Here is a 22,320-nt window from a genome sequence, read left to right as displayed (position 1 = left end):
ACCCAAACACCCAAGTCAGCATGAGATTGTTCGACAATTACGGTTTGGTTGGCAGTGCGGGCATCCGCATCGGGGACCGCCAAAACGGTTAGACCCCGCGTGAAGTCGCAGAATCCGCGCCAAGGGAGCACGGCTAGGCTTGTGCGGTTAGTTTTCGCGTTTCATTGCCCAGGGGATCATAGTGAGCCTATTTCGTACAAAACCCGTCGAGAGTTTCTTGGCGGATGCCGCAGAGCCGGGTCGCCAGCTCAAGCGGACCCTGAACACCTGGGATCTCATGATCATGGGTGTAGCAGTATCGGTGGGCGCCGGAATCTTCTCCGTGGGTGCACGGGCCGCAGCAAACTTCTCCGGCCCCGCAGTCACGCTTTCCTTTGTGATCGCCGCGCTTACCTGCGCAATGGCGATCATGTGTTACGCAGAATTTGCCACGGCGATCCCCGTTGCAGGTTCAGCGTATGTATTCTCGTACGCCACCATGGGCGAGTTCATCGCGTGGATCATCGGGTGGAACCTGATCCTCGAATTGTTCACCGCAGCAGCGGTGATCGCCAAGTACTGGGGTATCTACCTCACCGAAGTCTTCCAGCTTGTGGGAGTACACCTCTCACCAACCATTGATCTAGGCATCGTCACCATGAGCTGGGGGCCGTTGCTGATCGTTGCGCTGTTTACGCTGCTGCTCGTCATGGGCACCAAGCTTTCAGCCACGGTCGGCAACATCTTTACCGTCATCAAGATCGGCGTGGTGCTTTTTGTCATCGTCGCCGGGTTCTTCTACGTCAAGGTGGAGAACTACACGCCGTTCGTTCCGGACGCCGTCCCCGCCGCGGGTGACGGCACCACCGAGGTGCTCAAGCAGTCGCTCTTCGCCTTTGCCACCGGCGCCGTTCCGGCGCAGTACGGCATGATGGGCGTCTTCGCGGGCGCCGCACTGGTGTTCTTTGCCTTCGTCGGCTTCGACGTTGTGGCCACCAGCGCCGAGGAGGTCAAGAACCCGAGCAAGACGCTGCCGCGCGGCATCTTCGCCGGCCTGGCCCTGACCACGCTGCTCTACGTGGGCGTCTCGCTCGCGCTGACCGGCATGGTCTCCTACAAGGACCTTGCCGCGGTCGAAACCCCGAACCTGGCCACCGCGTTCTCGCTGGTGGGCAACGAGGGCGCGGCATCGGTCATCGCCGTCGGTTCGTTGATCGGCCTGACCACCGTGATCATGGTGCTGCTCATGGGCCTCTCGCGCGTGGTGCTTGCCATCAGCCGCGACGGCCTGCTGCCGCGCTCGCTGTCCAAGACCAGCGCCAAGCGCGGCACGCCCGTGCGCATCACCGTCATCTGCGGTGCCCTGGTGGCATTCGCCGCGGGCTTCACCCGCGTGGATGTGCTCGAGGAAATGATCAACATCGGCACGCTGTCCGCCTTCGTGATGGTCAGCCTGGGCATCATCGTCCTGCGCCGCAAGCGCCCGGACCTGAAGCCCGCCTTCAAGGTGCCGTTCGGCCCGGTCATCCCGATCGTCTCGGCCCTGCTCTGCACCTACCTGATGCTCAACCTGGCCGTCGAGACCTGGATCTACTTTGCCGGGTGGCTGGTGCTGGGCGTGGCCATCTACTTCGGCTACGGCCGACGCCACTCGCGCCTGAACGAGAAGTTCGCCGACCAGATCGCTGCGATGGAAAAGGTCGACGAGCCGGAGCTCGTCGGCAAGTAAGACCGCCGACCGCCCCCACCGGGGTGCCGGCAAACAAGCATTGAACAGGCGAAAGCGCCGGCACTACTTCTGCGATCCAGAACAGGGTGCCGGCGCTTTTGCGTACCCGGGGCGCTTGCCGCGTTGCGGACTCCGTTGCAGCCGCCGTCGCGGTCGACCTTGCGGCCGCGGGGCTAGGGGCAGCCCCGGAGCAGGTTGACGGGGAAGCCGGCATTGCAGGGCCATAAGCTGGGCGCCGGTGCGGGCTTCGGTTCGGGTGCCGGCGCGGGCTCCGGAACAGCGGGAGCAACAACGGGGTCGGGGAACTTGAGCTTCGCCATGAGTGGGTGGTGGTCGGACGCCATCTTGCCCCGAAACTTGCCGGTGTGGGGATCGGTTTTCACGACCAGCTCCCAGCTCTTGACCCCGATGTCCTTGGTGACCATGATGTAGTCGATTCGCCCGCCGGGCACCCGCGGGGGCGGGTTCTTGAATCCGTGGAAACTCTTGAAGGTGGTGTTCTTCCGCGGGGCATCGGCCTTCGCGGTGTCCTTGAACCCGTTCTTGAGCAGCGTCTGCACCGGCTGCTGGTAGGCGTACGAGTTCAGGTCGCCCAGGAGGACCACCGGCAGGTCCAGCGGGTTCACCGAGGTGCGCAGCGCCTTGAGGATGTTCTTGATCTGTCCGTTGCGGCAGCGTTCGTAGTCGCCGCGCTCGGTGAGGCCCTCGTAGTCCAGGTGGGTGTTCACCATCAGGAAGGTGGTCGACGGCGTTGTGCGCGTGCGGAAAACCTGCCAGACCATGGCGCGGTCGTCCCATTCGCACCAGTCGTTGTCCACGTTGACGGTTCCCCCGGTGCCGATGGGTTCCACCGTTGCGGTCTTGTAGAAGATGTGCAGGCCATACTGCGCACCCTCGTCTGCGGAACAGTGTTTCTTGCCGCAATCCTCGTACAGGCCGTCGGATCCGGTGAGGGCATGGCCGTACCCCTTTTTGGCCAATGCGCGGCGCAGGCTCTCCCACTGCGGGATGTCGTCGTCGTTCCCGTCCCAGTCGCGGGTGATGGACGCTTCCTGGACGCCCAGGAGGTCCACGTCGCGGGAGGTGATGGTCTTGGCCACGGCGGCCCGGCGGTTGTCCCACGGCCTGTCATCCTGGTGCCGGTCCGCCGTCAGGATGTTGAAGCTCATCGCCGTGAGCTGTGCTCCGGGGGCTTTGCCGGCGGCCGGTTTCGGCACGGGCTTCGTTGGCTGCACGGTGTTCGAGGGGGTTTCGGGGGCCAGTTCCTGCGCTGCGATGTCCTGCCGCGGCGGCGATGCCGGCGCGGTGCCGGGTGCCGGCCAGCCCACGATCGCGGCGGCGAGAACCAGCGCTCCCGTTGCTCCCCAAAACGCGAGATTCCTCTGCGGCACCGGGCCACCCCCATCGACCGTGGCCGGGTTCGGCCACTTGGATTTGTCCTTGCGGGGGCCTCGACCGCGCCATCACGGCCGGGGTCCTGAGCAGCGCCGGACGCTGCGAGTTGCATCCGGCGCGAGCTCGTTTGCACATGCTAACACCGGAGGCGGCGGGCCAACAGGGGAAGGCCGCCGATTCCGGCGGCGCGCCGTGCGTTGCCGGCGTGTTGCGGGCACGAAAAATGCGCTGCCCCCGTCCTGCCGTGGCAGGGGGGGGAACAGCGCATCTTGCGGTCTCCCCGGAGGGAGGCCGTGTGGACCTTAGAACGCCGGGATGACGTCGCCTTCGGTCCAGGTGGTCTTGATGTACTCGCGGACCTCGTCCGAACGCAGCAGCTCGTCGAGCTTGGCGATGGCCGCGGTCTCTTCGCCCTCGCGCCAGGTCAGGAAGTTGGCGTTCGGGTTGTTGATCGCCGATTCCTGGGTCAGGACCTCGTCCTTGTTCAGCTTCGCCTGGACGATGTAGTTGCCGTTCACGATCGCCATGCCCACGGTGGGGTCTTCCTGGTAGAACTTCGGAACCTGCTCCGAGTTCACTTCCTTGAACACGAGCTTCTTCGGGTTCTTGGCGGCATCGTCCTGGACGGTCAGGGCCGAGTCGCCGTCAACCAGGCCGTTGAGCAGGCCCGCGGACTCCAGCACGCGCAGGCCGCGCAGCTGGTTCACCGGGTCGTTGTTCAGCACGACGACTGCGCCCTCGGTCACCGAAGCGACGTCCTTGAACTTCTTGGAGAACACGGTCAGCGGTTCCAGGTGGATGCCGGCGCCGTGATCGAACTTGTAGCCCTTGGTCTTTTCCTGGTCGGCCAGGTAGGCCTCGGTCTGGAAGTAGTTGGCGTCCAGGGTGCCGTCCGCGAGGGCGATGTTCGGGGTCTGGTAGTCGTCGATCTCGGTGATTTCCAGGTCGATGCCGTTTTTCTTGGCCAGGTTCTGGTCGATGAACTCGAGGATCTGGGCGTGCGGGATCGGGCTGGCGCCGACCTTGACGACGGTCGGGTTGGCCGGGTCGAGCGATGCCGTCGCGCTGGGGGCAGCGGCAGGGCCGCCGCCGCAAGCCGTCAGTGCGAACAGGGTTGCGACGCCGGTCAGGGCAAGTGCGAGTTTCTTACGCATCGGATGCGTTTTCCTTTTCATCAAGACCCGGTGTCGGTGGACAACGGGCAACTAACGCAGCTAGCGGCTACTGGCTGCGCGCCGGCGGTGTGGACAGCCGGAAAATCACGAAGAGGCGCGGGTGCGCCCCAAGGGGATACTGCGATGGAAAAGCCGGGTGATGCCTGGTCCGCGGAACTGCGCATCCGGACCATGCCACCCGGGGTGGGTTGGTGCGGCGCAAGGCACCGCACCAACCGGGATCCTGCCGGTGGGTCGAGTCGGGCCTAGAAAGCCGGGATGACGTCGCCCTCTGGCCAGGTGGTCTTGATGTAGGTGCGGACCTCGTCGGAGTGCAGCAGCTCATCGAGCTTGGCGATGGCGGCGGTCTTCTCGCCGGCACGCCAGGCCAGGATGTTGGCGTTCGGGTTGTCCTTGGTCGGCTCCACGGCGATGACCTCGTCCTTGTTCAGCTTCGCCTGGACGATGTAGTTGCCGTTGACCACGGCGATGCCCACGGTCGGGTCCTCCTGGTAGAACTTCGGGACCTGCTCGGCGTTCACCTCGCGGAACTTCAGGTGCTTCGGGTTCTTCGCCTCGTCGGACTCGACGGTCAGGACCGAGTCGCCGTCGACGATGCCGCTGAGCAGGCCGGCACCCTCGAGGACGCGCAGGCCGCGGACCTGGTTGGACGGGTCGTTCATCAGCACGACGAGCGATCCGTCGGTGACGGAGGCCGCGTCCGCGAACGTCTTGGAGAACGCGGTCAGCGGTTCGAGCAGGATGCCCGCGCCGTGCTCCAGCTTGTAGCCCTTGGTCTTGACCTGGTCGTCGAAGAACGGAACGTGCTGGAAGAAGTTGGCGTCGATCGAGCCGTCGCTCAGCGCCAGGTTCGGGGTCTGGTAGTCGTCGATCTCGGTGATTTCCAGGTCGATGCCGGCCTTCTTGGCGAGGTTGTCGTCGATGTACTGGAGGATCTGGGAGTGCGGAACCGGGCTGGCGCCGACCTTGACGACCGTCGGGTTGGCCGGGTCCAGCGTGGCGTTGACGTCCGCGCTGGGGGCGGCAGCGCCGCCGCCGCAGGCAGTCAGTGCGAACAGGGTTGCGACGCCGGTGAGGGCGAGAGCGAGTTTCTTACGCATTGGATGCGTTTCCTTTTCATGAAGAACCGGCGTGCAATGACACCGGGTAACCAACGCAGCTAGCGGCTACTGGCTGCGCGCCGGCGGACAAGCCGCCGGAAGATTTCTGGAGGAGCGCCGTCACGGCGCTCCCTGTGTGGGTTAGCGGTGGTCGACCGCGCGGGCGGCCCTGTCGCCAATGATCTGGACCAGCTGCACCAGCAACACGATGATCACGATGGTGACGATCATGATGGTGGCGTCGAAGCGCTGGAAGCCGTAGTTGTAGGCCAGGCGGCCCAATCCGCCGCCGCCGACCAGGCCGGCCATCGCGGAGTAGCCGATCAGCGTCACGATCGTGGTGGTCGTCGCGGCGATGATGCCGGGCATGGCCTCGGGGACCAGAACCTTGCGGATGACCTGCATCTTGGTCGAACCCATGACCAGTGCAGCATCGATCTTGCCCGCGGAGACGTCGCGCAGCGCGGTTTCCACCAGGCGGGCGAAGAACGGGATGGTGCCGATGGTCAGCGAGACCGAGGCGGCGATCGGGCCCAGCGAGGTGCCCACCAGCCACGAGGCAAACGGGATCAGCGAGACCATGAGGATCGCGAACGGGATCGAACGGGTGATGTTGACGATGATGCCGGAGAGAACCACGTTCAGGGTCTTGTTCGGGGTCAGTCCGTCCTTGGCCGTGTTCAGCAGCAGGATGCCCAGGGGCAGGCCCACCACCACGGTGAAGACGGCCGAAATGCCCGTCATCTGCAGGGTCTCAAGTAACGCGGGCCACATGGCCTTGGTGATGCCGGGGTTGGTCATCAGGTCGTTGAAGAAGTCCATGTCTTACTTGGCCTCCTTCACGGTCACTGCAACGCCGTTGGAGAGCAGGTGGGCGGTGATGGCGGTGATGTCCGATCCTTCGGGAAGCTGGATGCGCAGGTGCGCGAATTGGTGTTCGCCGAGGTGCTCGACCGAACCGGCCAGCACGTTGACGTCGACGTTGAAGGTGCGTGCGATCGAGGAGATCACCGGCTCGGTGGCGCGGGCGCCCGAGTACAACAGGTCCAGCACGGTGCCGGCCGGAAGGTTGTCCGGCAGGTCGCCCGGCATCGGCAGCAGGGCCTGGGACAGGCGCCCGGCCGGGTCGGCGACGACCTTCTGGATGTCGCCGTGCTCGACGATGCGGCCGGCCTCAAGCAGGGACACCGAATCGCAGGCCTGCTTCACGACGTTCATCTCGTGCGTGATGATCAGCACCGTGAGGTTCAGGCGGTCGCGCACCGACTTGATCAGTTCAAGGATCTCGTCGGTGGTCTTCGGGTCCAGCGCGCTGGTCGGCTCGTCGCAGAGCAGCACGTCGGGATCCGAGCACAGGGCGCGGGCGATGCCCACGCGCTGGCGCTGGCCGCCGGAAAGCTGCGACGGGTAGGCGTCGGCGAACTTGGTCAGGCCCACCAATTCCAGCAGGTCGGCGACCTTGGACTTGATCTCGGCCTTCGGGGTTCCGATGAGTTCCAGCGGGAACGCCACGTTCTGGGCGGTGGTGCGCGAATCCATCAGGTTTGCGTGCTGGAAGACCATGCCGATGCGGCGGCGCGCGGTGCGCAGGTCGGCATCGGAAACGTTGGCGAGTTCCTTGTTGTTCACTGCAACGGACCCGGAGGTGGGGCGATCCAACAGGGTCAGGCAACGCACCAGCGTCGACTTTCCGGCGCCGGAATGGCCGATGATGCCGTGAATCTGGCCGGCATCAACGTGCAAGGAGACACCGTCAAGGGCGACGACGGTGCGATCGCCCTGCTGGTAGACCTTGCGCAGGTCGGTAACTGTGATCAAAAGGGGTGTCCTCGGCAATCAAAAAATACAAAAAGCAAAATGGGGTACTACACATTGAAGCACTATCGAACGATTGCGGCGCAATCGTGGTAGTTTGGCGTAATTTTGCGCACCGAGGCGGGTCCATCGGGTTTGCGGCCGTCGATTTGTTGCATCAGGGCGCGCTTCGCCGAAGAAATCGACGACCACAAGGTGCCGCACGTGGTGAGCGACGGCACAGCGATGCCCGGTGAGCTGAATCACGTTCACCGGGCACTGTGCTGTTTCTATGTGGTTGTGCCGGACTATTACCGGTTTGGCCTGTGCGTCAGTTGCGCACCGGCCACTCGCCGTTGACAACCGCCGCGGGGTCCTTGCGGCGGAAGAATTCCTGCAGGCCCGCTGCCTGTTCGGCGGCCCAGGAGACCTGTGCGCCGTGAAGTTCCAGCGGGTCGATCTGCAGCTTGGGGTACTTTTCGGCCAGCGCGTCGGCGATGCCGATGGTCGCGGCGGCATCGGCCTGAGAGGTGTGGGCGTTGAGCAGCGGCACGCCGTAGAACTGGCTCATCACCGAGAGGTTGCGCTTGCCGCGGCGGTACTTGTCCACCTGCTTGTCCATGATGTAGGGGTCGATCACCGGCGCGGGCGCCAGCGGGGCCACGCCGTGGCGCTTTGCCTCGCGGTCCAGCACGGTGAAGTCGTAGGCGGCGTTGAACGCCATGACCGGCATGGTCTGGAACAGGTCGGCCAGGTAGGCGGAGATCTCCGCGACGGCCGTTGCTGCGTCCATGCCCTCGGCCTGCGCCTGTGCGGTGTAGATGCCGTGGATCTCGCTGGCCTCCACCGGGATCGGCACGCCGGGGTTCACCAGCCATTCCTTGGTGTGCAGGATCTCGGAGCGGCCGTTGACCACGACGATCGACGCCGTGACGATGCGTGCATCGAGCGGATCGCGCCCGGTGGTCTCAAGGTCGAATGCGGCGCGGGGGAGTGTATGCCAGGAAGTCATGTAACAACGCTACCGGGGATCGCGGACACTTTGGCACAAGACACCGCGGCGGCACGGACGGCGGTGCATTGATGGCGGGCGCGCAATGCCGGATAGATTTGATGCATGGTGCAAAGCGCTGCCGAGGGGCAACAGGAAAACGGCGGCCGGCTCGACTACGACGAGGCGGTGCTGGAGGTGGCCGCCCTGATCCCTCCGGGCAAGGTGCTCTCCTACGGGGACATCGCCGAACTGCTCGGTTCCGGCGGCCCGCGCCAGGTGGGCAGGGCCATGTCCCGGTCGGGGTCGGCCGTGTGCTGGTGGCGGGTGCTGCGCGCCGACGGCAGCCTGCCCGCGGACCTGCAAACCGGGGCCGAGGTCCACTGGGTTGCCGAGGGCACGCCGCGGCGCGGCTCCGGCGTGCACATGAAGGCGGCCCGGTGGGAGCCGGGCGAGCCCGAACACCGGCGCATCGACGAGGTCGCGGCCCTGCTGCCGATCCCAAAACGTCGTACGCCACTGATCTGATGGAGAACATGAATTCCCGCACGATGGATTCCCCGACGACGGATTCCCGGACGCCCGCGCACGACGCCTTCCCCGGGGGACCTGCCTACGCCGATGACCCCGCGCAGCAGGAACTGATCGACCTGGAGGCGGGCCACGGCCCGCTGCTGGTGCTCGGCGCCCCCGGCACCGGGAAGACCACGACCCTGCTGCGCATGCTCACCGCGCGGCTGGACCACGGGCTGGACCCCGAACACCTCCTGGTGCTCTCGCCGACGCGTCTTGCCGCGGCCCAGCTGCGCGACGACCTCTCCGCAAGCACCGAGAAGACCTTCTCCGAACCAGCCGTGCGCACCTGGTCCGCCTACGCGTTCGACCTGATCCGCCGCGCGCGGCTCGACGGGTTGCTGCCGCAGCTGCAGCGCCCGCCCCGGCTCCTCTCCGGCCCCGAGCAGGACACGCTGATCGGGCACCTGCTGGAGGGTCACGCACAGGGATTCACCCCCGCGCCGGAATGGCCGTCGTCCCTGGGCGAGGCCGTCGGCACCCGCGGTTTCCGCAAGGAACTGCGCGAGCTCTTCGACCGCGTCTCCGAGCACGGGCTCGACGCCGGTGAACTGCAGGACCTGGGCGAAGCGTTGCACCGCCCCGAATGGGTCGCCGCCGCGCAGTTCTACCAGGAGTACCGGGACCTGTTGGACTTGGGCAGCGCCGAGGCCTTCGACCCCGCGGGGCTGATCGCCGAGGCCGCGTACCTGCTGGAATCGAACCCGGAATTCCTTGCCGCCGAACACGCACGCCTGCACCTGGTGCTGGTCGATGACCTGCAGGAAGCCAACCCTGCCCAGCAGCGGCTGCTGTCCATGCTTGCCCGCGGGCGCGACCTGGTCGCCTTTGCCGTGCCCGACAACGTCGTCCAGGGCTTCCGCGGCGCGCGCCCGGACCTGCTGGGCGACTTCGGGTCCCTGCACGGCACCGAGAAGGCGCCCGCCCGCACGTTCGAACTGTGTACCTCCTACCGGCTGAATGCCGGGTTGGCGGAGGCATGGGGCCGGGTGGCGCGACGCATCCCGGTCTCCGCCGGAGCCTCCGGCAGGACGCTGGTGGCCGGGGAACCCGAAACGGGCGAGACCGGTGCCGACGTCGAGGTGGTTGCCGCGGCCGGTGCCGGTCTCCCCGCCAACGACACATTGGAAGCCTCGCCCGCACCGTCCGCGGAGCCCGGATCCACTGGCAACCCGGCGGCATTGGAAGTCCTGCTCGTCGACTCGCCGATCCACGAGCAGCGCCTGGTCGCCCAGCGGCTGCTCGAGGAACACCTGATGAACGGGCGCTCCCTGGACACCATGGCCGTGGTGCTGCGCAACGGCGGACAGGTCCGGGCCATGTCCAAGTACCTGGCCGGGACCGGAATCGCGGTCAACACCCCGCCGGCGGAAACACCGCTGCGGGAGGAGCCCGCGGTGCGCCCGCTGCTGGACCTGATGCAGCTGGCGCTGGACCCGGAGAAGATCCCGGACCCGTTGCTGCTCCAGGAACTGCTGATGTCCCGTTATGCGAACTCCACGGCGCTGGACGTGCGCAGGCTGCGTCAGGGGCTGCGCCGCCACGAGGTGGCAGGCGGCGGGCAACGCTCCAGCGCGGACCTGCTGGCCGGCATGCTCGAACAGCTGCCGCTGCTGGAGTCCATGGGCCGCGAGGCGGCCGGCGCCAGGCGCCTGGCCCGCATGTACCAGGCGCTGAAGAGCGAACTGGCCGGGGCGAACGTGAACGCCGAAACCGCGCTGTGGGCGCTGTGGGCGGCCAGCGGCATGGCCGAGAAGTGGACCGAGGCCGCGCTGGGCGGCGGCGTGCTCGGCGCCCGCGCCGACCACGACCTCGACGCGATGCTCGCGATCTTCCAGGGTGCCGAGCGCTTCGTCGACCAGCTCCCGGGCTCCAGCGTGCAGCAATTCGTCGACCACGTGCTGGGCCAGGAACTGCCCATGGACACCCTGGCCAACCGCGGCGGGTCCGCCGCCTCCGTGCAGGTGCTCACCACCGCCGCGGCTGCCGGGCGCGAGTGGGACCTGGTGCTGATCCCCGGCATGCAGGAGGGCATCTGGCCCAACACCCGGCTGCGTGGCGAACTGCTGGGCGGCGGCGCGCTCAGCGACGTCATCGAGCACGGCCCTCAGATCCTGGCCACCCGCAGCATTGCCGCCCGCCTGCGCGAAACCCGCGCCGACGAGCTGCGCACCTTCGCCAACGCGCTCTCCCGCGCCCGCCAAAAGGTCGTCTGCATCGCCGTCGCCTCCGAGGACGCGCAGCCCTCCTCCTTCCTGGACGTGGTGGACCCGCACGGGGCGCTCGAACCCCGGCGCCCGGTCTTCGTGCCGCGCCCGCGCACGCTCGGCGCGCTGGTCGCCGAACTGCGCCAGGCCGCCGAGGCCACGGCCCTGGACCCGGAGCGGGCCCCGCTGCATGCCGACGCCGCCGGCTCGCTTGCCATGCTGCTCAAGGCGCCCTTCCCGATCCGCGGCGTGCACCCCAACAGCTGGTGGGGGCTGCAGGAGGCCACCAGCCACGGACCCGTCACGCCCGTGGGCGAACCCGTGAAGGTTTCCCCCTCCAAGGTCGAGTCGGTCATGAACTCCCCCCTGAACTGGTTCGTGCAGGCTGCCGGGGGAGAGGCGGCCACCGACTTCGCCCGGAGCCTCGGCACCCTGGTGCACTCGATCGCCGAGGAGCACCCGGAAGCCAGCGGCGGACAGTACCTGGAGGTGCTCGACGAGCGCTGGCCGGAACTCGAGATGCCGGAGAACTGGGAAGGCGCGCGCGACCGCGAGCGCGCCGAGGCGATGCTCAAGAAGCTCGCCCAGTACTCGATCATGATGCGCGGGGAGAACCGCCGGCTCATCGGGCGGGAAATCCCGTTCGACGTGACGATCCGCGGCGAGAAGCGTGACGCGCTGCTGCGCGGGGTGGTGGACCGGGTGGAGGCCGACGAGGCCGGCAACCCCTGGGTCGTCGACCTGAAGACCGGCAAGTCCCAGCCCAGTGGCAAGGACGTCGAACGCCACCCGCAGCTCGGTGCCTACCAGGCGGCCGTCATCAACGGGGCGCTCGCCGGGAAGACGGCCGAGGAACTGACCACCCGGCCGGCCGGCGCCTCGCTGGTGCAGCTGGGCACCAACACGAAGAGCCCGCGTGAGCAAGCCCAGCCGCCGATCACCGACGAGGACTGGGCCACCCCGATGGTGCTCCAGGCCGCCGAGCTGATGGGCGAGGCCGACTTCCTGAGCCGGCACGACCCCGCCCGCGGCGGGCGCAGCGGCAGCAGCTGCCGGCTGCCCAGCATTTGTCCGCTCTGTAGCGAAGGAAAACAGGTGACCGAGCCGTGAGCCACCCCATGACAGACCCGCAGGAAACCGCGGTCGACGATCGCGGCCCGGCGCGCATCTACTCCCCGGAGGAACTGGCCGACCTGCTCGGGCAGCACCAGCCGACCGCCGAGCAGTCGGCGATCATCTCCTCGCCGCTCGAGCCGCTGCTGGTCATCGCCGGTGCCGGGTCCGGCAAGACCGCCACCATGGCCGACCGGGTCATCTGGCTGGTTGCCAACAGGCTGGTGCGCCCCGAGGAGATCCTCGGCGTGACGTTCACCCGCAAGGCCGCCGGCGAGCTCGCCCAGCGCATCCGCGGGCAGCTGGAAAAGCTCGCCCGCTCCGGCCTGCTGGAACTCGAGGAGGGGGAGGGGCTGCTGGATCCCAGCGTCTCCACCTACCACTCCTACGCCAACACGATCGTGAAGGAACACGGGCTGCGCATCGGCGTCGAATCCGACACCGCGTTGCTCGGCACCGCGCAGGCCTGGCAGGTCGCCGCCGCCGTGGTGGAAAACTACTCCGGCGACTACGAGCACCTTGCCTCGTCGAAGAACACGCTGATCGACGCGGTCGTTACCTTCGCGGGGGAATGCGCCGAGCACCTCATGCCGCCGACCGACGCCAAGGCCTGGGTCGACGACCTGGTGGCCAGGCTGGAGGCGCTGCCGTACCGGGTGGACAAGCAGGCCGCGCCGTCGGTGGAGGCCCGCAAGCTGCTGGACAAGCTGCGCACCCGCTCCACCATCGCCGAGCTGGCCGTGGACTACGCGCAGGCGAAGGCCGCGCGTGGCGCACTGGACTACGGCGACCTGGTCGCGCTGGCCGCGCGCATCGCCCAGGAGATCCCGGAGGCCTCGGAGGGGGAGCGCGCCAAGTTCAAGGTGGTGCTGCTTGACGAGTTCCAGGACACCTCGCACGCGCAGATGGTGCTGTTCTCCTCGATCTTCGGCGGCGGGCACGCGCTGACCGCCGTGGGCGATCCCAACCAGTCGATCTACGGGTTCCGCGGCGCCAGCGCCGGGCAGCTCTTCCGCTTCCCCGTGGAATTCCCCGCCATCGATGTCGACGGCGAGGGTATGCGCCCGGCGTCCGTCGCATACCTGAGCACCGCCTGGCGCAACTCCATCAACGTGCTGGAGGCCGCCAACGCGGTCTCTGCGCGGCTGAATTCCGCGGCGGTCTCCGGCATCGCCGTGCCCTCGCTGAAGCCAAGCGCCTTTGCCGGCACCGGCGTGGTCGAGCTGGCCCGCCATGCCACGGGCGCCCAGGAAGCGGCGGCGCTGGCGCAGCGCTTCATCGCCGAGCGCGTCTCGTTCACCAAGGAACACGGCAAGCACCCGACCATGGCGGTGCTCTGTCGCACGCGCTCGCAGCTGACCCCGATCGCCCGGGGGCTGGAGGACGCCGGCATCCCGTACGAGATCCTGGGCCTCGGCGGCCTGCTGAGCATGCCGGAGGTCACCGACCTCGTGGCCACGCTCAACGTGCTGGTGGATCCCAACCGCTCGGACCACCTGCTGCGGCTGATCTCCGGCGCCCGCTGGCGCATCGGCCCGGCGGACCTGATGGCCTTCGCCGACTGGTCGCGTTTCCTGGCCCGGCGTCGCGAGTTCGCGCTCAAGGACGGCGGCACCGAGAACCTCGAACGGCCCGACGGGACCGAGGAAATCATCCGCGCCGAGGCCCGCGCCGAACTCAACGACGCCGCCAGCCTGGTCGAGGCCCTCGACTACCTGCCGCACCGTGACTGGGTCAGCGGGGACGGGCGCGCGCTCAGCCCCGAGGCGCTGTCCCGGCTGACCAAGCTGCGCGACGAGCTGCGCTACCTGCGCGGCTTCATCGACGACGACCTGGAAACGCTGCTGCGCGAGACCGAACGCACCATGGGCCTTGACCTGGAGGTCGCCGCCAAGCCCGGCGTCGGCATCCACGAGGCCCGCCGCCACCTCGACGCGTTCGCGGACATCGCCCAGGATTACGCACGCTCCTCGCTGCGCGTCGACCTGGCAGGCTTCCTCACCTGGCTTGAGGCCGCCGCGGAAAAGGAGGGCGGGCTGGCGATCGTCCAGGCCGAGTCCAACCCGGAGGCCGTGCAGCTGCTGACCATCCACGCCTCCAAGGGGCTGGAGTGGGACGTTGTGGCGGTAACGGGCATGAACGACGGCGTCTTCCCCAGCGCCAACGATTCGCGCTGGACGAGCGGGGACGCCGCCCTGCCCTGGCCGCTGCGCGGCGACAAGCACGACCTGCCGCAATGGGACACCGACCAGGAATCCCTCTTCGACGCCGTCAAGGCCGAGGGCATGTTCAAGTCCGAGGTCCTGGCCCACGCCGAAATGGAGGAGCGGCGCCTGGCCTACGTGGCGCTGACCCGCGCCAAGAGCCTGCTGATTTGCTCGGCCACGGTGTGGACCGGCACGCGCACCAAGATGACTGAGCCCTCCGGCTTCCTCGGCGACATGTTGCCGCTCGCCGCCGGACCGACCCCCTCGGCTAGCATCACCACCTGGGTCGAGGACGACCAGGCCCCGGAAGCCAACCCGTTCCGCGAGGAACCGCTGGAGGCGCGCTGGCCGTACGACCCGCTGGAAGGCCCCGTCGTTGTCGGCGGAGGGACGGTGCGTCCGCGTCCTCCGGGGCGCCGTGCCGCGCTCGAGGCCGCCGCCCGATCGGTGCTCGGAGCCGCGGGATTCCCGGTTGCCGCACCAATAGTGTCGCCCGAGGAGCCGTCCGACGAATCCGCCGAACCCATCGACGTTGAGGCCTCCGGCGCATCCGAGGAAGTGGATGCGTCCTGGCAGACGCCCATCGGCGAGGCATGGCTGAAGGAGACGAACCTGTTGGTGGCGCGGCTGGCGGCGGAGGCCGCAGAAGTGCGGACCACCAGCGTGCCCAAGCACGTGCGCGCCTCGGTGTTCGTCGAGTTGGCCACCGACGCCCAGGGAGTGCTGGACGACCTGCGCCGGCCGGTTCCGCGCCGCCCCGGTACCGCGGCACGCCGAGGTACTGCCTTCCATGCCTGGCTGGAGGAGTACTTCGACTCCACCGGCATGCTTGACCTCGGCGAATTCATGGGGGCGGCGGACGCCTACATCGACGAGGCGTTGGACCTCGAAGAGATGAAGGAAGCGTTCCTTAAATCCGAGTGGGCCCAGCGCCAGCCGGCCCATGTGGAGGCAGCGATCGAGACACGGATCGGACCGGTCAGCGTGCGTGGCCGCATCGACGCCGTCTTCCAGGAACCCGATGGTTCATGGCTGCTTGTCGACTGGAAGACCGGTCGGGTGCCACGTAGGGATGACCTGCGGAGCAAGTCGTTGCAGTTGGCCGTCTACCGGTTGGGCTGGGCGCGCCTGCTGGGAATCGACGTTGAACAGGTTCGCGCGGCGTTCTACTACGTTGGTTCCGGCATCACCATCAGGCCACATGACCTTGCCGAGGAAGCCGAACTCGTGGCATTGATTACCGAGTCCATAGGCACGCTCAACGGCTAGCCATTTCGGCGGAACGCGCAATGGGTCGGGGAAACGGATGATCCGTTTCCCCGACCCATTGGCAATCTTTGGGGTGCTTACAGTCCCGGAATGCTGATGACCTCGGTGGTGGCGGGGGCCTTGTGGGGTTCCACGGCGTTCCAGTCGCTGAAAGTCATGGTGCCGGTCGCTTCTTTCGCGGAACCTGTACCTTCGACCTGCAAAAGGTATGGCTCACCCTCTGCGGCAATCCAGAAATTCGTTTTGTCACCGACGTACTTGAACGTCTTCACGCCGTTGAGATCCTCGAGGGATTTGGCTGTGACCTTGGGGGCCTCCACCTTCACCATCTTGTCCGTACCAAAGCTTTCAAGCATTGACCCGAGATTGAAGTTGCCGAACTGGCTGGCGTCCTTCACGGAGATCCACTTGTCGCCGGCCAGGGTCGCGAGCATGTCAGCGGCTTCCTCGCCCGCCGTTTTCGCGAGGAATTTCTTGTCAGCCTTCAGGTAGTTGTCGCCATCGACGATCAGCAGATCGAGAGTGCCGTCCTTGGTGGTGATGGTCGCCTTGGTGTTGGAACCATCCTTGTTGCCGGAGAGCATGATCTTCGCGCTCTCGGAACCGCTCGAAATGTCGCCGTTCAATGTGACCGAGGACGCCTTGTCCATGGTGGCGACCGTCTTCGGGAAGACTTCAGTAGCATCCGGCACCGTGATCTGCACGGCCTCCGGGGTGTTTTCAGCTCCTGCGCTGGTGGTGCCTGCCGGCTTGTCGGATACGCTGGCGCATCCGGTCAGTGCCAGCAGTACTCCGGCAGTAGCTGACAGCAGCAGGGCGCTGCCCTTGAGGTTCTTCATGGTTGTGTCTCCGCGGTGCATAGAGTGATGGAAAGTGTCAGGTCACCGACGTCAAAATACGTGGGAACCCCATCCGACAGTCTACTGAATGGATTAACTTATTCCGTGGTGGTCGGCTGAACATGGACTGCCGCCCGCGGCTGGCACCCGCCAGCTACTTGGGGTCGACGGGCTGGATCGGAATCGCGGTCGTGTCGGGGCCGGATGCCTCTTCGGGGGCACTGACCTCGGTTGACTCTTCCTCATTGGATTCATCAACGGGACTTGGGTCTATGGAGACTGACTCAGGAACAGCCTTGAGCGGTGCGGGCAGTTCTTCATGATCGGGTTCAGGCTCTGGCGTGTCGGAATCAGCTGCCGGCTGGCCGCCGTCGATGGGAACTGCTCGGGGCGCGGACTTCGGCTGGGCCGGGACCGGAACCGGAGCCGGAACGGGGGCAGGGACTGGAACGGAAATCAGCCGGATGGCATTTGTTGCAGGTTCCGGCTCATCGAAATCATGCGATTCGCTGCTCGAGTCGGCCGGCAGCGGGGTGACAGCAGCAGTCGCCGGCACCGGGGATGCCACCGTGGCCTCGACCCGCGTGGCACGAGGTGGCTCAACCACGCTGATTGGCTGCCCGCCGTATTCTGCGATGTCGTTGTCCAGTTCTTCGAGCATCGTCTTGGCTTCGGCAATGCGCTGGACATCTTCGCCGGCAATGGCCTTGACCAGCCACTGCGCCAGCGCGAACTCGGCGGCGAGTGCGGCGCGGCGCATGATGTGCGGATCGGCACGGTCACCGCGCACCGCGACGTAGCCCTCGAAAGCAGCGTCGGCGAAGGCTTGCTCGTGTACGGCGGCCAGCCAGGCGAAGTCGTCGGCGGGATCGCCGACCTGGAGATCGGTCCAGCCGGTCACGGCGACGACCTTAGCGTCCTCGACCAGCAGCTGGTCCTCGTGCAGGTCGCCGTGGATGACGGTTGAGTTGAAGCGCCACAGTGCCACGTCTTCCAGCGCGTGTTCCCAGCGGCGCAGCAGGCGGGACGGGATCATGCCCGTGGTAGCGGCCGCATCGAGTTCGTTCAGTCGTCGCTGGCGCACCTGTTCGGAGGAGTACGACGGCAAGTCCGCCCGGTCGATGGCAGACTTCGGCATCGAATGGATCGCGGCCATGACGGCACCCAGGTCCTGGGCGCAGCGGGAACCGAGCCCCACCAGGTCCTCGAGGGAGTACTGCTTGCCCGGCAGGTGGTTGTAGACGAAGGTCCGCAGCGTGCCCTGGCGCACCGTGCCCGCGACGGAGGGAAGCTGGAAGGGAAGGGAGGCACGGATGCCTGCGGAAAACGCGCGCAACGCCGCCAGCTCGGATTCGAGTCGGATGCTGGCCTCGTCATGGCGCGGCGAGCGCACACGCCAGCGGTTTTTGTCGGCGTCGACAATGAGCACCGAGTCAAAATCATCACTGTCATCCGGCAATGAGGCCACGCCCGTGGGGGCCAAGCCGGGGACCGCGGCGGTGGCGATGGCAGCGAGTTCCATGGGAGAGCGTTTCACATCCTCCACCGTAGACCGCCGGTGCCGCTCACGTCCTGCCGCGTGGCGGCGAGTCGCGTGATTTACGCCCAATATCCAGCCGGTTCCCAGCTTCGATGTGGCACCGGCTACGTTTCGCGGCTCCCGGGGCGGCCCGGCTGCCATCCGGCGTGCCGTCGGGCACAGAAACCCCGTGCGGATGAGCGGGAGTAGGCGTTGGGCGGTGCGGATCAGTACGGTTAGGGGTATGAGTGAAACAGCGCAGCCAGCAGGCCCGACCCACCCGGCCCTAGGGGCCCTGCCGCTGGCGCGTGAATCCGTCGACAGGCGCTGCGAACGGCGGACCGAAGCCGACTGGTTGGAGCGGCTGGGCAATGCCCCGGAGACCGGCTACCTGATCATGGTTGGCGGCCGCGTGCACGTACGCGACGGCGCCCTGGAACTCGTGGCCCGGGCACAGGTCCCTGACGGCGGCACGGAGGTCTACCTGGGCTTCGACGGAGCGCGCGAGATCGTGCTTCACGCCTTCCACGACGATCCCGGCGTGCTGACCAGGGGGCACCAGGGGGCGGACCCCGGTGAATGGCTGGGATTGCGCGACGTCGCCGCCGGTCTGGCTCCCCGCGACGCCGGGCTCTTTGTGGAGGCCGTCGCCATCGCCAACTGGAACCACACGATGCAGTTTTGCCCGCGCTGCGGCCACCAGCTGGAATCAAGGGCATCCGGCTGGGTCAAAGCCTGCCCGAACGACGCTTCCGAGCACTTCCCGCGCACCGACCCGGCAATCATCGTTGCCATCACCGACAAGGACGACCGGCTGCTGCTTGGCGCGAACGCACAATGGGGCGGCAAGCGCTTCTCCACGCTGGCCGGGTTCGTGGAACCGGGCGAGTCGCTGGAGTCCGCGGTGATCCGCGAGGTCGCCGAGGAATCCGGCGTGGTCGTCGCCAACCCGCGCTACATGGGATCGCAGCCCTGGCCGTTCCCGTGCTCGCTGATGCTCGGGTTCACGGCCACGGCCCTGGACACCGAACTGCGCCCGGACGGGGTGGAGATCATCGACCTGCGCTGGTTCACCCGCGAGGAGCTCGCCGCGCAGATCCGCTCCGGGGAGATCGGGGTGCCCGTCGGCGTCTCCATCGCCAGCGCCCTGATCGAAGACTGGTACGGCGGCGCGCTGCCGGAACCCGAACACCTGGAGAACTAGAACCGCATGGCATCCCTCGAAGACCGCATCCTCGCCGGACTGGACGCCGAGCAGCGCCAGGTGGCAACCACGCTGAACGGTCCGCTGTGCGTGCTCGCCGGCGCCGGCACCGGCAAGACCCGGGCCATCACCCACCGCATCGCCTACGGGGTGCACTCGGGCGTCTACAAGCCCAGCTCGCTGCTGGCCGTCACCTTCACCGCTCGTGCCGCCGCCGAAATGCGCTCCCGCCTGCGCGAGCTTGGTGCAGGCGCGGTGCAGACGCGCACCTTCCACGCCGCAGCGCTGCGCCAGCTGCAGTACTTCTGGCCGCAGGCCATCGGCGGTACGCTGCCCGGCATCGTCGACTACAAGGCCCCGCTGATCACAGAGGCCGCCCGGCGCCTGCGCACCAACGCCGACCGCGCGACGGTCCGCGACCTGGCGGCGGAGATCGAATGGGCGAAGGTCTCGATGCTCACCCCGGAGAGCTATGTCGCGGCCGCGGCGGACCGCGGCCAGCCCGGCGGGCTGGACACCATCACGGTCTCGCGCATCTTCCAGTCCTACGAGGACGTGAAGACCGACAGGCAGTACATCGACTTCGAGGACGTGCTGCTGCTGACCGTGGCCATCCTGGAGGACGACGAGCGGGTCGCGGCCTCGGTGCGCGACCAGTACCGCCACTTCGTGGTGGACGAGTACCAGGACGTTTCCCCGCTCCAGCAGCGCCTGCTTGACCTGTGGCTGGGCGGGCGCGACGAACTCTGCGTGGTGGGCGACGCCTCGCAGACCATCTACTCCTTCACCGGCGCCACCCCGCGCCACCTGCTGGACTTCCCGGCGAAGTACCAGGACGCCCCGGTGGTCAAGCTGGTGCGCGACTACCGCTCCACCCCGCAGGTGGTGCACCTGGCCAACCGGGTGCTCGCCGCACGCAGCCCCGAGCCCGGGGTGCCCGACCGAGACATCGCCTGGCCGACGCCGCTGGAGCTGATCGCCCAGCGCGACCCCGGGCCGGAGCCGGACTTCATCGAGGCCAAGGACGACGAGGCGGAGGCCGCCGAGGTCGCCGCGCGCATCAAGAAACTGCTCGCGGCGGGCACCCCCGCGTCGGAAATCGCCATCCTCTACCGCACCAACGGGCAGTCGGAGGCCTACGAGCAGGCACTCACCGCGCAGGGCATCGGCTACCTGCTGCGTGGCGGGGAACGCTTCTTCAACCGCCGCGAGGTGCGTGACGCGATGCTGCAGCTGCGCTCCGCCTCGCGATCGGCAAGTGACGAATCGGTTCCGCAACTCACCCGCGACATCCTCATCTCGCTGGGCTACAGCAACATCGCCCCCACCGGCGGGGGAGCGGTGCGCGAGAAGTGGGAGTCGCTCTCCGCGCTGGTGGGGCTGGCCGACGAGATGGCAGCCGCCCGGGCGGACGCCGAGACCCCCTTCACGTTGCACGCCTTTGTCACCGAGCTGGAGGAACGCGCCGCCAGCCAGCACGCCCCGACCATCCAGGGCGTCACCCTGGCCTCGCTGCACGCGGCCAAGGGCCTGGAATGGGACGCGGTGTTCCTGGTCGGGCTCTCCGAGGGCCTCATGCCGATCTCCTTCGCCGAGGACCAGGCCGGCTACGACGAGGAACGCCGGCTGCTCTACGTGGGCATCACCCGCGCCCGCGTCCACCTCTCGCTGTCCTGGTCGCTGGCCCGGACCCCCGGGGGACGCGCCCACCGCAGGCCCTCCCGCTTCCTCGACGGGCTGCGCCCGGCCGGCAGCTCCCGCACGCAGGGAACCGCACGCGCAACCAAGCGCAAGGCGCTCGCCGGCCCGCCGACCTGCCGCACCTGCGGCACCCTGCTCAACGGCGCGGCGGAGCGAAAGCTCGGGCGCTGCGGCAATTGCCCGGCCGGGTACGACGAGGCGGTGTTCGAGAACCTGCGGTCCTGGCGGCTGCAGATCGCCCAGGCCAACTCGCTGCCGGCATTCGTGATCTTCACCGATGCCACGCTCATGGCGATCGCGGAGGCGAACCCCGGAGACCTTGCGGCGCTGGGGCTCGTCTCCGGCGTGGGTCCCGGCAAGCTCGAGCGCTACGGGGACGCGATCCTGCAGATCCTCGGATCGGCCTAGCGGGGCCCTGCCGGGCCGAAGCACCCGCCGCTCTACGCTGCTTCCTGCCCGTCGAGGCAGGTGCACCCGGGCCTTTGCCGCGCGGGGACCTGCCGGGTGGCGCCGGTGGCCAGGTCGACAAGGATCATGGCCTCCGCCGCCGCGGGCACGTTGACCTCGTCGAGCGCCATGAGTATCTGGGTGGCGGCCGTGCCCGCCGCCGTGGCGGCCAAGCTGGCCTCGGGCAGCAGCGGGTGCCCGCGCCCGAGGTGCCCGCCGGGCGGGACGATGCGCAGCGTGGGATCGCACTGCTCCCAGGCGCAGGCGTCGCACATCGTCAGCCCGGGGATCACCAGGGGGCCGATGCGCACCCCGGCGTCGGTGAAGAGGACCGGCAGCAGCCGATCGTCCTGCGGGAGGAGCCCGAGGTCCGGCAGCAGCCCGCCGGCGATCACGACCGCCAGGTCCACCGGCGCCGCATCCGGACCGCGCAGCGCGGTTTCGGCGAGCGTGAGCCGCGGGTACGTCTGCGCCAGCGCCCGCGAGGCCGCCCGGGTGCGCAATTGCCCCACGGTGTTGATGCCGGTGGTTGCCGCGCCGAGGTCCTCGGGCTGCATGCGCCCGGCGTCGCACAGCAGCAGCGACCCGATGCCCGAGGCGGCCAGGATGCCGGCCAGCATCTGCCCGGTCCTGCCCAGCTGGTGGATGGCGACCCGCGCGTCGGCCCGCTTCCGGAGCACCGGCCCGGCGTCCAGCTCGTAGGCCGCCGACCACTGCAGGACGTCCGGGGTGAGCCGGGAACTGCCGGGCCCGTCCGACGCGGCCGCCGCCCGGGCCGAAGCCGCGGGTCCGGAAGAAGCGGACGGATCGGCGGCCGGTTCGATGAGCACCGGGCGCAGGACCGACAGGATTGCGTTTTGCCGCTCCGGCGGCAGGAACGGTGCCTCCGCGGGCCCGCACGCCGGCTCCCTCCCGCACAGCGAAAGCACGAATAGCTGCTCGGCGGGGTCCAGACCGGTTATCCACCGCGCACCCTGCCCGGTGCCGATCTGGATGGTCCCCTCCACTATGCTGAGTACCTGTAAACCCGGGTTGATCCTCATGGTGCTGCCCCTTTCATCGTGAGCCGATCGGCTTC

The 22,320-nt window shown here is 67.8% G+C and carries 15 protein-coding genes; 6 read left to right on the top strand and 9 right to left on the bottom strand.

Going from position 1 to position 22,320, the window contains the following annotated elements; all coding sequences use genetic code 11:
* The first annotated feature begins 181 nt into the window (after positions 1-181).
* Complete coding sequence (locus ACFY5D_RS05275) at positions 182-1,708, top strand: amino acid permease (protein ID WP_387526008.1); 1,527 nt, start codon at positions 182-184, stop codon at positions 1,706-1,708.
* A gap of 173 nt (positions 1,709-1,881) precedes the next feature.
* On the opposite strand, the gene ACFY5D_RS05270 is transcribed toward ACFY5D_RS05275, so the two are convergent.
* The 6 genes from ACFY5D_RS05270 to ACFY5D_RS05245 all read right to left on the bottom strand — a co-directional run bounded on the left by ACFY5D_RS05270 (position 1,882) and on the right by ACFY5D_RS05245 (position 8,184).
* Positions 1,882-3,099, bottom strand: coding sequence for an endonuclease/exonuclease/phosphatase family protein (locus ACFY5D_RS05270; RefSeq protein WP_387526005.1), 1,218 nt, complete (start codon positions 3,097-3,099; stop codon positions 1,882-1,884).
* 306 nt (positions 3,100-3,405) lie between these two features.
* On the bottom strand, positions 3,406-4,257 hold the full coding sequence (locus ACFY5D_RS05265; RefSeq protein WP_387526002.1) for a MetQ/NlpA family ABC transporter substrate-binding protein: 852 nt from the start codon (positions 4,255-4,257) through the stop codon (positions 3,406-3,408).
* A gap of 266 nt (positions 4,258-4,523) precedes the next feature.
* Positions 4,524-5,378, bottom strand: a complete 855-nt coding sequence (locus ACFY5D_RS05260) for a MetQ/NlpA family ABC transporter substrate-binding protein (protein ID WP_387525999.1) — start codon at positions 5,376-5,378, stop codon at positions 4,524-4,526.
* Between the two features lie 141 nt (positions 5,379-5,519).
* Positions 5,520-6,200: a methionine ABC transporter permease gene (locus tag ACFY5D_RS05255; RefSeq protein WP_387525996.1), complete on the bottom strand. Its 681-nt coding sequence runs from the start codon at positions 6,198-6,200 to the stop codon at positions 5,520-5,522.
* 3 nt (positions 6,201-6,203) lie between these two features.
* Positions 6,204-7,196 (bottom strand): methionine ABC transporter ATP-binding protein, encoded by a 993-nt coding sequence (locus ACFY5D_RS05250; protein WP_387525993.1) that lies wholly within the window; start codon positions 7,194-7,196, stop codon positions 6,204-6,206.
* 307 nt (positions 7,197-7,503) lie between these two features.
* Positions 7,504-8,184, bottom strand: a complete 681-nt coding sequence (locus tag ACFY5D_RS05245; RefSeq protein WP_387525990.1) for a 3'-5' exonuclease — start codon at positions 8,182-8,184, stop codon at positions 7,504-7,506.
* 105 nt (positions 8,185-8,289) lie between these two features.
* Between ACFY5D_RS05245 and ACFY5D_RS05240 the strand changes: the two genes are divergently transcribed.
* The 3 genes from ACFY5D_RS05240 to ACFY5D_RS05230 are packed head-to-tail and all read left to right on the top strand — an operon-like array spanning position 8,290 to position 15,532.
* On the top strand, positions 8,290-8,691 hold the full coding sequence (locus ACFY5D_RS05240) for an MGMT family protein (protein ID WP_387525987.1): 402 nt from the start codon (positions 8,290-8,292) through the stop codon (positions 8,689-8,691).
* Between the two features lie 8 nt (positions 8,692-8,699).
* Positions 8,700-12,053, top strand: coding sequence for an ATP-dependent helicase (locus ACFY5D_RS05235; RefSeq protein ID WP_387525984.1), 3,354 nt, complete (start codon positions 8,700-8,702; stop codon positions 12,051-12,053).
* An 8-nt stretch (positions 12,054-12,061) separates the two neighbouring features.
* A complete protein-coding gene (locus ACFY5D_RS05230) occupies positions 12,062-15,532 on the top strand; it encodes an ATP-dependent helicase (RefSeq protein WP_387527571.1) in 3,471 nt (1,156 codons plus the stop codon).
* A 77-nt stretch (positions 15,533-15,609) separates the two neighbouring features.
* On the opposite strand, the gene ACFY5D_RS05225 is transcribed toward ACFY5D_RS05230, so the two are convergent.
* Positions 15,610-16,371 carry a hypothetical protein gene (locus ACFY5D_RS05225; RefSeq protein ID WP_387525981.1) on the bottom strand — a complete coding sequence of 254 codons (762 nt, stop codon included), beginning with the start codon at positions 16,369-16,371 and terminating at the stop codon, positions 15,610-15,612.
* A 154-nt stretch (positions 16,372-16,525) separates the two neighbouring features.
* Positions 16,526-17,908 carry a phosphotransferase gene (locus tag ACFY5D_RS05220; RefSeq protein WP_387525978.1) on the bottom strand — a complete coding sequence of 461 codons (1,383 nt, stop codon included), beginning with the start codon at positions 17,906-17,908 and terminating at the stop codon, positions 16,526-16,528.
* Between the two features lie 226 nt (positions 17,909-18,134).
* On the opposite strand from ACFY5D_RS05220, the gene nudC reads away from it, so the two are divergent.
* Positions 18,135-19,094 (top strand): NAD(+) diphosphatase, encoded by a 960-nt coding sequence (gene nudC, locus ACFY5D_RS05215; protein WP_387525975.1) that lies wholly within the window; start codon positions 18,135-18,137, stop codon positions 19,092-19,094.
* 6 nt (positions 19,095-19,100) lie between these two features.
* Complete coding sequence (locus ACFY5D_RS05210; RefSeq protein ID WP_387525972.1) at positions 19,101-21,203, top strand: ATP-dependent DNA helicase UvrD2; 2,103 nt, start codon at positions 19,101-19,103, stop codon at positions 21,201-21,203.
* Between the two features lie 32 nt (positions 21,204-21,235).
* Here the strand turns inward: ACFY5D_RS05210 and ACFY5D_RS05205 are convergent, their stop codons facing one another.
* Positions 21,236-22,285 (bottom strand): hypothetical protein, encoded by a 1,050-nt coding sequence (locus ACFY5D_RS05205; RefSeq protein WP_387525969.1) that lies wholly within the window; start codon positions 22,283-22,285, stop codon positions 21,236-21,238.
* Positions 22,286-22,320 lie beyond the last annotated feature (35 nt).

This window comes from Paeniglutamicibacter sp. NPDC012692 (assembly GCF_042901625.1).
GTDB lineage: Bacteria > Actinomycetota > Actinomycetes > Actinomycetales > Micrococcaceae > Paeniglutamicibacter.
The sequence above is the reverse complement of the archived record's forward strand: the minus strand, read 5'-3'. Positions and strand labels throughout refer to the sequence as shown.